The 13,260-nt window shown below is 63.7% G+C and carries 7 protein-coding genes and 4 pseudogenes; 2 read left to right on the top strand and 9 right to left on the bottom strand.

Annotated features, from left to right (window positions below; translation table 11 throughout):
- Positions 1–1,041 carry a selenide, water dikinase SelD gene (gene selD / locus ACODNH_RS22780; RefSeq protein ID WP_306710876.1) on the top strand — a complete coding sequence of 347 codons (1,041 nt, stop codon included), beginning with the start codon at positions 1–3 and terminating at the stop codon, positions 1,039–1,041.
- A gap of 17 nt (positions 1,042–1,058) precedes the next feature.
- Here the strand turns inward: selD and yqeB are convergent, their stop codons facing one another.
- The 9 genes and pseudogenes from yqeB to ACODNH_RS22735 all read right to left on the bottom strand — a co-directional run bounded on the left by yqeB (position 1,059) and on the right by ACODNH_RS22735 (position 11,345).
- The gene (gene yqeB, locus ACODNH_RS22775; RefSeq protein WP_306710878.1) at positions 1,059–2,639 is read right to left on the bottom strand and encodes a selenium-dependent molybdenum cofactor biosynthesis protein YqeB; all 1,581 of its coding nucleotides are present in this window, start codon (positions 2,637–2,639) and stop codon (positions 1,059–1,061) included.
- Positions 2,636–2,881, bottom strand: coding sequence for a hypothetical protein (locus ACODNH_RS22770; protein WP_434531770.1), 246 nt, complete (start codon positions 2,879–2,881; stop codon positions 2,636–2,638). The genes yqeB and ACODNH_RS22770 overlap by 4 nt, the downstream gene beginning before the upstream one ends.
- A gap of 2 nt (positions 2,882–2,883) precedes the next feature.
- Positions 2,884–3,237 carry a DsrE family protein gene (locus tag ACODNH_RS22765; RefSeq protein WP_434531769.1) on the bottom strand — a complete coding sequence of 118 codons (354 nt, stop codon included), beginning with the start codon at positions 3,235–3,237 and terminating at the stop codon, positions 2,884–2,886.
- The gene (locus ACODNH_RS22760; protein WP_011222661.1) at positions 3,234–3,605 is read right to left on the bottom strand and encodes a DsrE/DsrF/TusD sulfur relay family protein; all 372 of its coding nucleotides are present in this window, start codon (positions 3,603–3,605) and stop codon (positions 3,234–3,236) included. Before ACODNH_RS22760 ends, ACODNH_RS22765 begins: the two co-directional genes overlap by 4 nt.
- Before the next feature lie 104 nt (positions 3,606–3,709).
- On the bottom strand, positions 3,710–6,187 hold the full coding sequence (locus ACODNH_RS22755; protein ID WP_434531768.1) for a xanthine dehydrogenase family protein molybdopterin-binding subunit: 2,478 nt from the start codon (positions 6,185–6,187) through the stop codon (positions 3,710–3,712).
- Positions 6,184–6,754, bottom strand: a pseudogene (locus ACODNH_RS22750) ((2Fe-2S)-binding protein). The gene ACODNH_RS22755 and the pseudogene ACODNH_RS22750 overlap by 4 nt, the downstream one beginning before the upstream one ends.
- A gap of 126 nt (positions 6,755–6,880) precedes the next feature.
- Positions 6,881–9,333 (bottom strand): annotated as a pseudogene (locus ACODNH_RS22745) (xanthine dehydrogenase family protein molybdopterin-binding subunit).
- Positions 9,326–9,903 (bottom strand): annotated as a pseudogene (locus ACODNH_RS22740) ((2Fe-2S)-binding protein). The pseudogenes ACODNH_RS22745 and ACODNH_RS22740 overlap by 8 nt, the downstream one beginning before the upstream one ends.
- A 208-nt stretch (positions 9,904–10,111) precedes the next feature.
- Positions 10,112–11,345 (bottom strand): annotated as a pseudogene (locus tag ACODNH_RS22735) (Zn-dependent hydrolase).
- A gap of 149 nt (positions 11,346–11,494) precedes the next feature.
- On the opposite strand from ACODNH_RS22735, the gene ACODNH_RS22730 reads away from it, so the two are divergent.
- Positions 11,495–13,210 carry an N-acyl-D-amino-acid deacylase family protein gene (locus ACODNH_RS22730; protein WP_434531767.1) on the top strand — a complete coding sequence of 572 codons (1,716 nt, stop codon included), beginning with the start codon at positions 11,495–11,497 and terminating at the stop codon, positions 13,208–13,210.
- Positions 13,211–13,260: the final 50 nt, after the last annotated feature.

Genomic DNA, 13,260 nt, shown 5'->3' with positions numbered 1-13,260 from the left:
GTGGGACCCGACGCGGTGACTGACGGTGATGACGAGACAACGCGCCTGACGGAGTACACGGAACTCCACGGCTGCTCTTGCAAAGTCGGCCAGAGCGACCTCGATTCGCTGCTCGCCGATGCCGGCCTCACCGGTGAGAGCGACGCGTTGCTGTTCGGCATCGGTGAGGATGCCGCTGCGCGGAAACTCACTGACGACTTCGCGCTGGTTTCGACGGTGGATTTTTTCACACCTATTGTCGACGGCCCGTACGACTTCGGCCGTATCGCCGCCTGCAACGCCGCCAGCGATGCCTTCGCCACGGGTGCGGTGGAGAACGTCGACTGCCTGGTCGTTCTCGGCCTCCCGCGAGAACTAACCGAGAGCGCAGCGCCGATTCTCGCCGGCATGGCCGACGCGCTGGACGCGATGGACGGCGTCATCGCCGGCGGCCACACCATCATGAGTCCGTGGCCCTTCGCTGGCGGCGCCATCTCAGCGACGGCGCGTCCCGACGCTCTCCTCACATCACAGGGAGCCAGTCCTGGCGACCGGCTCTACCTGACCAAACCGCTCGGGACTCAGCCAGCTATGGGGGCGACCCGCGTGACCGACGACCAGTTCGTCGAGACGGTCACCGACGCCACTGAGCGCCCGCTCGACCAAATCGAGTCGGAGGCCATCGCGTGGATGACGACACCGAACCGGGACGCGGCGCTCGCGTGCCGCGAACACGCGACAGCCGCCACCGATATTACCGGCTTCGGCCTCGCCGGCCAGAGCCGCGTGGTGGCCGCCCGCTCCAATGTCGGTATCGAACTGACGCACCTCCCGGTCATCGCGGGAACGCCCGCCCTCTCGACGCTTTTCGGATACGGACTGACTGAGGGTGAGAGCGCAGAGACCAGCGGGGGACTGTTCGTCTCCGTCCCGCCGGCTTCGGCTGACGCCGTCGAATCGGCATTCGACAACGCCGGCGTATTCTATCGGGTTGTCGGCCGTGTTACGGCTGGACGCGGTGTCACGATTGACGACCCGGCCATCGAAGAAGTTCGTCGCTAACGTCGATTAGGTGCCTTCTACCGCAACCGGAGCACTGCCTCTAGCACGCCACCGCCGAGACACAACGCTTTGTCGGAGACTTTCGTTGGGTCGACAGACTCGCCGCGAGGGTCGACATCGCCGAGTTTGGTGCTCTCACTGACGCCGAGGCCGCCGTGAACTAAGCCGCGAACCAGTCCATCTATCTCGGTTTCAACCGGCCTATCACCGACAGTGCCGACTACGTCGCCGGCTGTGACACTATCGCCGATGGCGACCGCCGGGGTCCACTCGCCATCGGTCGGGGCGCGAAGCACCCGCTCGTGGGTGTAGCCGCGCCGCTCGCCGGGCTCGCCGTCGTACTCGCTCGCTGCCCCCTCGTAGAACACGCGGCCAAGTTCGTGCCCGCGGTCTGTCTCGACGACCGCGTCCACGTCCTCGCCGGCCTCGAAACCGGGCCCCATCCCGACCACCACGTCGGCGTCTTCCCGGCGCGTATCGGTGTCGAACGCCCCTTTCGCCATGATCGCATCAATGAGGACTGCGGCGTCGAGGTCGTCAGCGACAGTCGCCTCGGGGTCGACGAGTACCGGCACGACATCGTCGGCGAGCAGTTCGAGTGCCTCGTCGATGTCCGCTGCTGCACGGCCAGTGACTCCTTCGACTTCCACCTCGTCTTCGTACAGCGCCGCGCCGAAGGCGACCGCCCGCCGGACGACTGTCGGTTGTTCGACTTCGGTGACGATAACCGGAAAGCCGGCCTGCTGAAGCCGATAGACGACGCCGCTCCCGAGGTCGCCGCCACCGCGGACGACGACGAGGTCGTCGAGATTCAGGCGCGTCGCCCGCTCACCGGTGGCGTCATGGCGGTCCATGGTGACCTCGGCGAGAATCGAGAGCGCCACGGCGGCCGGCCCACTCCCGCCGAGGTCGAGCCCCACCGGTGTCTGGACCCGGCTGAGGTCCCGACGGACGTACCCAGACTCGGCGAGCGAATCGAGCACGTGGTCGGCCTTTGTCTCGCTTGCGACGAGGCCAACGTAGCCAGCCTCGCCGTCCAGCGCTGCGGCGACGGCAGCCTGATCGAACGTCCCGCTCCGCGTCGCGACGGCCACGGCTGTCTCTGTCCCCATCGGCAGGTCACTGAGCGCCTCACCGTAGTCGCCGTGAATCACGTCCGTATCGTCGGGGAACTGCGCCGGGTCGGCGTACGCCTCGCGGTCGTCGACCACGGTGACGGCATAGCCCAGCCGCTCGGCCAATGGGGCCAGCTCGGCGCTTATATGGCCGCCGCCGGCGATGTAGAGCCGTGCTTGCCCGCGAACGCGGTCGATGAACACGTCCATCTCGCCGCCACAGACCATGCCCGTGTTGCCGCCTCGTTCGAGTTCGTACGTCTGGACGCCAGGCTCGTCGGCTCCCGAAAGCACTGACCTGGCGTCCTGTACAGCGAGGTGCTCGACCGTGCCGCCGCCGATGGTCCCGTACTCGTCGTCGGCGGTGACGATCATCTTGTCCCCCACGTCCCGCGGCGCGCTGCCGTCCTTCCGGACGATAGTCAGGAGCGCCGCCGGCTCTCCCCGGGCAGCCAGTTCGTCGAGTCGTTCGAACAGGCTCATACGAAGCTCTTGACCTCCCGTTCGACGAGGCGATCAACGACGGCGTCGTAGGATATCCGGTCGATATCCGGTGGTAGCGAGACGCCACGCACGTCTACGTCCCTCTCAACTGCTGAGACGGGTGCGTCGATATCCGGTGTGAGGTAGACGCCGTCCTGAATCAGGACGACGTGTGCCTCGGGGTCCCCGGCGGCGGTACGCAGTCCGATTTCTGCCATCGGTTTGTCGATGAGATACAGCATTGTCAAAAGTCCAGTGTTCGGTCGGCGTTGCGGATATGTGCGGTGACACGGTCGTCCGACCAGATCATCACGTCGTCGGCGATTTCGGTCTCGTCAACGCTGCGCTCGGCCATTGCCGCCCCGTCCCCGACCATCTGTCCGTCCTGTTCCACAAGGTCGGCGACGTGCCCGCTCATGTTGAGCGCCTCGCGGTCGACAGCTTCCCGAGCTCCGTACACGCCGTCCTGGGTGAATATGACGGTCACGTCGTGCATATCGAAGCCGGCCGCGACGCCGCGGGCGGCGCGCAGTCCTTCTGGGATGTGGACTCGGCCGCACGGGGCGCGAGTGAGCAGTACCACGACATCTCGCTTCATAACGAAACCACCCGATCGGCCTCGCCGATGATGTCCGCGAGGTCCGGAAGCAGCCCGACCTCGACGCCCTCAGGATAGTCGGCTGGCGCGTCGATTCCCCGTGCATCGACACAGAGCCCACAGCAGATGACTTCCGCCCCGTCTGCGATGAGTTCCTGGAACTTCTCGGTCGGCATTTCGTCGTACAGCCCGCTGTCCGAACAGCCGGGCAGGGTCTGGTCCGCAACAGGGACGAGCGCGCCGTCGAGGTAGTGGAAGTAGCTCACCTCGTGGCCCTGATCTAGCGCCGCCCGCCCCAGCTCGTAGGCGGTGCGCCACCGCTCGCTGTCGAAGGGACCCCCTGTCAGCAGAAAGCCGATGTACGCCATACTTTCGAGATTTTCTCGAACACCTCTTAATAGTTTGCTCGACACAACGTAAAAACACTCCGTGTGTGATATTAACCGGGACAAAACTGCCCGAAACTAACCAATCAATCGTCAGCAGACTGCCCGTCCAGTGCCGCCTTCAGGTCCTCCGCAGTGAACGGCAACTCGGTCAGCCGAACACCGACGGCGTCGCGGATGGCGTTCGAGAGCGCCGGCGGCACGCCATTCGTCGGGAGTTCCGCGATAGACTTCGCGCCGAACGGACCCGTGGGTTCGTGTGTTTCGACCAGAATCGTCTCCATTTCGGGGTGGTCCGTCGTCCTCGGCATCCCGTACTGGCGAAAGCCCAGCACCTCCGGGTTCCCATCCTCATCGAAGGTCAGGTCGCCGCTCGTGGCGTATTCGAGGCTCATGTGTTCGCCGCCCTCTATCTGGCCTTCGACCAGCGCGGGATTAATAGCGACGCCGCAGTCTGCCGCAAACACCAGCTTATTCAGTTCGTACTCGCCGGTCTCCGTATCGACAGTCACGTCGACGAACTGCGCGCCGTAGGGCGGTGGGCTCTCGTCGGTTGAGTGGTTGCCGTCTCCGAGAATGTGTTCGCGCTCGTCGTCGCCGTACGTGGCCTCGTAGCCGATGTCCTCCAGCGATACGCGGTTCCCGGTCCGCTCGCTGTACACGCCGCCGTCGCCGGTGTCGAGCACATCCGGCGGCTCGCCGAGCAGTTTCGATCCCCACTCCAGCAACCGCTCTTTGGCGTCCTCGGCGGCATTCTTTACTGCGCGGCCGCTGATATACGTCGTCGAGGAGGCGTACGCCCCGTAGTCGAACGGCGTCAGGTCGGTGTCGGCGGCGATGACGACGACATCGTCCGGCGTACAACCGAGCACCTCGGCGGCAATCTGGGAGAACATCGTGTCCGCGCCGGTCCCAGTGTCGACGCCGCCGACCTGCAGGTGGAAGCTCCCGTCCTCGTTCATCTGCACCTGTGCCGCGCCGAGTTCCTTCCCCGCGACACCGCTCCCCTGAGCGATGAGTGCCATTCCGACCCCGCGCATGCGGTGGTCTTCGTCGGGTTGTTCGAGATCGTCGTAGCCTATGGCTTCCTTCCCGCGTTCGACGCATTCGCGGATGCCACATGAGCGAATCGTCCGGGTGAACCGGTCACCGTCTTTCAGAATTGCGACGCTCCGGTCGAGATCGCCCTCGCGGACCGCGTTCTGAAGCCGGAACTCGATGGGGTCGAAGTCGAGGCGACGGGCTACCTCGTCCATGTGCGATTCAACGGCGAAATGCCCCTGTGGCGCGCCGTAGCCCCGCATGGCTGCCCCCATCGGGAGGTTCGTGTGTACCACATCCCCCGAAAAGCGAACGTTCGGGACGCGGGGATAGAGTGGGAGCGGCTTCGTTCCGACGTTGTTCGCGACGGTCATGCCGTGGGTGCCGTAGGCCCCCGAGTTCGACAGCGTGTAGAGGTCCATCGCCTCAATGTCGCCGTCGTCCGTCACTGCGGTCTGCATCTGCATCCGCATCGGGTGTCGAAAGCGAAGCGCGGTGAACTCCTCTTGACGGCTCATTTCCAGTTTGACCGGCCGGTCGGCCGCCAGATGCAGTGCGAACGTTATCGGCTCGATTGCCATCTCCTGTTTCGACCCGAACCCGGCACCGATGCGGGGCTTCTTCACCCGCACATCGCGAATAGGCACGTCGAACAGGTGCGCTATCTGGCGACGGGTGTGAAAGGGAACCTGTGTCGCCGTAATAAACACGTGCCGATTGTCCTCGTCGGTGTAGGCGATAGTTGCGTGCGGCTCCGGGACGCAGTGAGACTGATACGGTGTCTCCCACTTCGTCTGGATGACGTGCCGTCTCTCGTCGTCGTTTGCCTGTTCGAACGCGCCCTCTACGTCCCCGAGTTCCCCCTCGAAGTGTGATTCGAGGTTTCGGCTGTAGTCCGCGCCCGACTGCTTGTTTTCTACGTCATCAGCCTCGAACAGTTGCGGGGCGCCCTCGTTGAGGGCTTCTTCTGGGTCGAAGACGGCATCCAGCTCTCGGTACTCGACTTCGATTTTCCGTGCGGCGCGGTCGGCCGTTTCCGGGTCGTCAGCCGCCACGGCGGCGACCGGGTCGCCGACGAAACGGACGTGTTCGCGCAACACTTTCAGATCCCACGGGCTCGGCTCGGGATAGGACTGGCCCGAACTGGAGTACAGTTTGTCCGGAACCACATCGTCGAACGGCGTAATGACGGCGTTGACGCCGTCCATCGTCTCGGCGGCGCTTGTGTCGACCGATTCGACGTAGCCGTGGGCGATGTCGCTGCGGACGACCTTCCCATGGGCGAGGTCCGGGAACCGGTCGCGGTAGTCCGCCGTGTAGCGGGCTTGCCCGGTGACGATTTTCCGTGCGTCGTCTTTCTCCTCGTCCACGGTGATGGCGTCGCGCTCGGATTCGGGCTTCCGGTCAGGTTCGCGTGCCACGCCCGTCTCTGCCTCCCTCTCGGCTTCGGCAGGGTCCGCTTCCTCCCTCTCTGTCCCATCAGGTTGCTTGCTCGTCTCCCGCACCCGGTCGGAATCGCTCACTGATCGCCCTCCATGCAGCCGCAGTCGGTGCGTGAACACTCGGTTACAGTGGCGGCCCCTCCGTCGCTATCGACTGTTTGCCCACCGTCGGCGGCGACCGCTGTCCCGCTGTCCATCCGCTCAGCGGCGTCAAGCACCGCTTCGACGATTTTCTTGTAACCGGTACACCGACAGAGGTTATCCGACAACGCTTCCCGGACCTCCTGTTCGCTTGGGTCCGGATTCTCCTCTGAGTAGCGCCGTCGACCGCATGATCATCCCTGGAATGCAAAACCCACACTGCAGCGCAGTATTGTCGACGAAGGCCTGCTGTACCGGATGCAGGTCGTCCTGTTCGCCCAGACCTTCAATCGTCTCGACCGATGCGTCCCGTACTTTCATCACCGGCTCAACGCAGGATTTGACCGGCTCGCCGTCGACGTGCACCGTACAGAAGCCACATGCGCCGGTGTCACACCCCCGTTTCGCGCCGGTGTATCCGTTCCGTCGAAGGATATCGAGAAGCGAATCGGACTTCGATGCTTCGACCGTCCGTTCCATATCGTTAATTTCCAGTACGATTTCCATATGGCTCATCAGCTCGCTGGCTATGTCAGGTACATGACGAACAGAACGATAAATAGCTATCGCGGATTTGTGATATGGCACGCCGACACACCGGCACTGTAGCCGTGACTGTCCACGCACTCCGATTCAGATTTCACGCTCGTCCAGTTTTGCCCTGATTTTCCCGGCGGTAATCGGCATCGCCCGGACACGGACGCCGACGGCGTCTCGGACGGCGTTTGACAGCGCCGGCGGGACTGTGTTAGTCGGAACTTCGGCGACCGATTTCGCGCCGAACGGACCGGTTGGTTCGTGGGTCTCGACCAGAATCGACTCGATGGGTGGCGTCTCGGTCGCCGACGGTAGTCCGTACTCGTCGAAGTCAGCTATCTCTGCCCGTCCCTCGTCATCGAGCGTGATCCCCTCACTGACGGCCATCTCGTAGCTCATGTGGTTCGCACCCTCGATCTGGCCCTCGGCCATACCGGGGTTGATGGCGACGCCGCAGTCGACCGCGACGACCAGTTTGTGCACTTCAAACTCGCCGGTGGTCTCGTCGACAGTCACGTCGGCGAACTGCGCGGCGAACGGCGGGGGACTCTCTTCGGTACAGTGGGTCCCCTTCCCCAGGATGTGTTCGCGCTCGTCGTCGCCGTAGGCGGCCTCGTAGCCGATCTCTTCGAGCGTGACGGAATCGCTGCCTAGTCTCGCTGTATACGGTGCCGTCGCCCGTCTCCAGATCATCGGTCGGCTCGTCTAGCGAGTTTTGTTCCCCAGTCGAGAATCCGCGCTTTTGCGTCTTCTGCAGCCTTCTTGACCGCCATCCCACTGATGTACGTCGTCGAGGAGGCGTACGCCCCGTAGTCGAAGGGCGTCACGTCCGTATCGGAGGACTTGACGATTATATCGTCCTCGTCACAGCCCAGCACTTCGGCGGCGATCTGGAGGAAGGCGGTGTCAGCGCCCGTCCCGATGTCGACGCCGCCGACCTGCAGGTGGAAGCTCCCGTCCTCGTTCATCATTATCTGTGCGGCCCCGAGTTCGTCACCGGCGACGCCGGTCCCCTGCGCCGACAGCGCCATTCCGATGCCGCGGTGCAAGTGGTCTTCGTCGGGCTGTTCGAGGTCGTCGTAGCCGATAGCGTCTTTCCCGCGCTCGATACACTCGTCGAGGCCACACGACCGGATACGGCGGTTCGCTCCCTCTCCACCCATCATCCCCGCGATCTCGTCGAGGTCGCCGACTTCCATGTGGTGCCGCCGCCGGAATTCGATGGGGTCGAGATCGAGGTCGCGGGCGACCTCGTCGAGATGCCCTTCTAGCGCGAGCGTGCCCTGTGGTGCGCCGTAGCCACGCATTGCACCGGTCTGTGGCGTGTTCGTATGGACGATATCGGCCTCGAAGCGAGCGTTTGGTACCTTCGAGTACAGCGGCATCGGCTTGCTGCCGACGTTGCCCGCGACGGTCATGCCGTGGCTGCCGTACGCGCCGGTGTTCGACAGGGCGTAGATGTCGATGGCCTTGATGTCGCCGTCGTCGGTCACGGCCGTCTTCGCTTTGACCTTCATCGGGTGGCGCGAGCGCATCGCGTAGAACTCCTCCTCGCGGCTGGCTTCGTATAGGACCGGGCGGTCAGTAGCGAGCGATAGTGCGAGCGGAATCGGCTCGACGACCATTGCCTGTTTCCCGCCGAAACCGCCGCCAACGCGCGGCTTGGTCACCCGGATGTCGCGAATGGGAATATCGAACAGGTGGGCGAGCTGTCTCCGGGTGTGGTTTGGCACCTGCGTACTGGTGATGAGGACGTGGCGGTCGTCCTCGTTCGTGTAGGCCAGCGACGTGTGTTTCTCGACGTTGGCGTGGGACTGCCGAATCGTCTCCCATTCAGTCTCGTGCACGTGGGTGTCGCCGTCGAGTGCTGCATCCACATCGCCGAGTTCGCCCCCGATGTGGGCCATCCGGTTGCGGTCGTAGTCGTTGCCGACGATCTCGTTCTCGACCTCGCTGCCCTTGAACAACTGCGGCGCGTCTTCGTCGAAGGCGTCCTCCGGATCGGTGACGTAGTCGTAATCCTCGTACGACACCTCGATAGCCTCGACGGCGGCGGTCGCGGTCGCCCGGTCTTCGGCTGCGACGGCGGCAATCGGGTCGCCGATGTAGCGGACGTGCTTGTTCAGCACGTGCATGTCCCACGGGCTCGGTTCGGGATAGGACTGCCCGGCGCTGGTGTATTTCGCGTCTGGCACCGCGTCGGATTCCGGTGTTAGGATCGCTTCGACACCGTCAACGGTCTCGGCTCCACTCGTGTCGATGTCGGTCACGCGGCCGTGTGGGATGTCGCTCCGGACGACTGCCGCGTACGCGAGGTCGGGATACCGTTTCTCGTAGTCGGCGGTGTACTTCGCTTGCCCGGTGACGAGCTTTCTGTCGTCGTACTTCTCCGTCCGGTGGGAGACGCTGTCGCGCTCGTCGGGGGCCTTGTCGTTGTTCTCAGGCTCGTCCCATTCGAGCGGGTGCTCTTCGAACCGTTCGTCTTCGACAGTCTCTGACTGTGAGGCCGTTCCGCCGTCGGCCTTGGCTGTCTCGTCGTCGTTACTCATCGCAGCCACCTCCACAGCAACTGGTCGACTCGTCTCCATGCTGTGCCACAGTGACCGGGTGGCCGCCGTCTGCGGCGACAGACTGCTCCCCCTGCATTCGCTGTGCTGCGTCTAGGACGGCTTCGACCGGTTTCTGATAGCCGGTGCAGCGACAGACGTTGTCGTCCAGCGCCTCCCGGACCTCCCGCTCGGTCGGGTCGGGGTTCGAATCCAGCAGTGCCACCGCCTGGATCACCATCCCCGGATACAGAACCCGCACTGGACGGCGAAGTTGTCGACGAACGCCTGTTGGACCGGATGCAAGTCGTCCTGTGTCCCGAGCGCTGCGACGGTCTGTACCTCACTCCCGTCGGCATCCCTCGCGGCCATTCCACAGGCCATCCGTACTTCGCCGTCGACGAACACCTTCGATGCGCCGCAGGTCCCGCCGTCGCAGCCACATTTCACGTCGATGTAGCCGTGCTGTCTCAAAACCGTCGCCAGGTCATCTCCTGACCCGGCTTCGACTATCGTCCGCTCGCCGTTGATTGTGAGTTCAATATCCACAGAGTACCCTCCAGTTTTCGGCATGCATTACGAACACACGCCTGTTAGTGAACAGGTGTGCAACACCATCTCATATATGTATGGTTCGCAGGTGTTGATCGCACTGTTGCCAGACGAAGTTACGGGCATGGGCCACCACAAGACAACTGGATGACACAGGTGCGACAGACGAGGTTGTTACTGTGTGACGTGTGCCATATGTGTGGTATTCACTCGCTGAAAACTGAACAGTTCACTCGGCGGTCTTCGCCTGCACCGCGTTCAGCAGTACCTCCGTCCCGGTGACGATGTCATCCCATTCGGTGAATTCGCTCTCGCGATGGCTGATCCCGTCGACGCTCGGGACGAAAATCATGCTCGTCGGGGCTATCTTGTTGAGGTAGTTCGCATCGTGGCCTGCGCCGCTGACCAGCCGCGTGTACTCGCAGCCGACCGTCTCGGCGGCCTCGACGACCGTGTCAATGCAGCCCTGATCGAACGGGTCCGCGTCGACCCGCATTATCTCCTCTATCTCGTATTCAAGGCCTTCGCGCTCGGCCGCGTGGGCAACCTCCTCCCTGATCTGTTCGACGGCCGCGTCGACCACGGCGTCGTCGTACGAGCGGAAATCGAGCGTGAACTCCACCGTCTCGGGGATGACGTTGATGGCGTTTGGCCACACGTCGACGCTGCCGACCGTGCCGACGAGGTCCGCTCCTTCGGTCGCTGTGATCCGACGGACCGCACGGGTCACGTCTGCCGTCGCCACGAACGCGTCGTGGCGCATATCCATCGGCGTCGGCCCGGCGTGGTTGGCCTGGCCCTCGAAGGTGACGTTCAGCCAGGAAAAGCCGAACACGCCTTCGACAGCGGCGACTGGGATGTCCTGCTGTTCGAGAAACGGCCCCTGCTCGACGTGCATCTCGAAGTAGCAGTGGATATCGTCCGCTTCACAGGACGTTTCGCCTTTGTAGCCGATGCGTTCGAGTTCGGCGCCGAATCGCCTGTCCTCCTTGTCCTCGCGCTCGTACGCGTAGTCGAGGTCGAAGATATCACGGTAGACACCGCTGCCGAGCATATCCGGCTGAAAACGGACGCCCTCCTCGTTGCTCCACGCGACGACCTCTAGCGGGTGCTCGGTCGTCACGCCGGCGTCGTTGAACGCCTCGATGACTTCCAGTCCACCGAGGACGCCGATAACGCCGTCGTACCGCCCGCCGTTGTACTGGCTGTCGATGTGTGACCCGAACAGAACCGGCGCGGCGTCGCTGTCAGTTCCGTCTCGTCGACCGAAGATGTTGCCCATCGTATCGATACGGACCTCCAGGCCGGCCTCGCGGAACCACTCGACCAGCGTGTCGCGGGCCGCCTTATTCTCGTCGGACAGGCTCGGCCTATTCACGCCGCCCCGTTCTGTCGCGCCAGATCTTGTTGAACGTATCGAAGCGCCGTCTGAACCGCTCGCTATCGAGACTGACGGATGGCATTGGGTAGCTGTTCCGCGGTGTCGTCTTGAAGATTGTGTCGGGGTGGCACCACACAGATCGACAGACACCGTGTGGCACGCGCTCGTCCCCTGTCACACACGGTTGAGACCACCGAAAGAGCCAAACGACCGTTCTGCGAGTCAGCAGACATGACCGAGCTGAGTGCCGCGTCTATCGCGTTCAGAGACACGCGGGTGCTGGACGGGAGCGGTCGTCCGCCGTTCACTGCGAGCGTGCGTGTCGCCGACGGTCGAATCGAGGCTATCAGCGAGGCCCCGCTCAACGCCGACCGCGTTGTCGACCTCGACGGGTCGTATCTCGCGCCGGGGTTCATCGATATGCACGCGCATTCGGAGCTTCGACTGTTCGAGAACCCCGGTGCCAGGGAGAAACTGACGCAGGGAATCACGACGGAAGTCCTCGGCCAAGACGGGGTCAGCGTCGCCCCGGTGCCGCCGAACCTCACCGACGAGTGGGCGGAACGGGTCAAATCACTTGACGGCACGCTCGGCGAAACGTGGCCCTGGCATACCGTTTCCGGCTATCTCGAAGCTCTTGAATCCGTCGAGCCCGCTGTCAACTGTGCGTACTACGCTCCACACGGCAACATCAGGTCGATGCTGGCCGGGTTCGAGGACCGCCCACTCAGCGGTGAACACGTCGTCGCCGCCGGGCCAGTCACCGGTCAACGGCTGGACAGACCAACGTCCGACCACGACACAGCGCCCGGTGAACTCGATGCGATCCGACAGGAACTCGAAGTAGCGCTGGAAGAAGGCGCGTTCGGTATGTCGAAGGGAATGATATATCCGCCGAGTTCGTACGCTCGCGACGACGAACTGGTGGCGCTTGCGGACACCCTCGCCAAGCGTGACTCGTTCATGATCTCCCACGTCTGGAACGAGACGGATCGCGTGGTCGAATCTATCGACCGGTACCTCGACATCTGTCAGCGTGGCGGCTGTCACGCCCACGTCTCACATCTCAAGGTTGGCGGCCAGCAGAACTGGGGGAAGTCTGAGGCCGTGCTCGACCTGTTCGACGACGCCGTCGACCGTGGCCAGCGGGTCACCTTCGACCAGTATCCATACACCGCCGGGTCGACGATGCTCACCGCGCTGTTGCCGCCGTGGGCACGGCAGGGCGACTCAGAGGACATCCGTCACCGCCTCAACTCCGCGGCTGTTCGCGACCGCATCGCCACTGACATCTCTCAGCCGGGTAACTGGGAGAATCTCGCCTACGCCGCCGGGTCGTGGGACAATATCCTCATCACGCGGACTGGGAGTGGTCGCTATCAGGGCGACACCATCGCGGACATCGCTGCCAAGATGGGCCGCGAGCCGGTCGACGCGATGTGTGAACTGCTCGTCGAGGAGGAACTGGACGTGACGATGGCCGACTTCGTGATGGCCGAAGAAGACATCGAGCGGTTTCTCGCGGACGACCGCGGCACGTTTTGTACGGACGGCATATTCGGCGGGAAGCCCCATCCACGGGCCATCGGCGCGTTCAGCCGCATCCTCGAACGGTACGTCCGAGAGCGGAACGTACTCTCGCCGGAACTGCTGGCGTACAAAGCCGCAGGCAATCCGGCCGATATCCTCGGCCTCAGGGACCGCGGCTACGTCCACGAGGGATACATCGCGGACCTCGTGGCCTTCGACCTTGACTCGGTGGCGGCGAACGCGACCTACGAGAACCCGTTCCAGTTCTCCGACGGGATGGAGTACGTCCTCGTCGGCGGCGAGATAGCTGTTCGGGACGGCGAACTGACCGGCGAGCGAAACGGCGACGTGCTTCGCTCGTACGAGGAGTGGGGCGGTGCGACCCGTCCCGAACTGGACCGCGCTGCCACCGGCTGATTGGCTGATCTGCCCGCTCTGACCAACTATCCGGGGACCCTCCGACTGCT

Source organism: Haloarcula sp. NS06, from assembly GCF_051122755.1.
GTDB lineage: Archaea > Halobacteriota > Halobacteria > Halobacteriales > Haloarculaceae > Haloarcula.
This window is presented reverse-complemented; position numbering and strand designations above follow the sequence as displayed.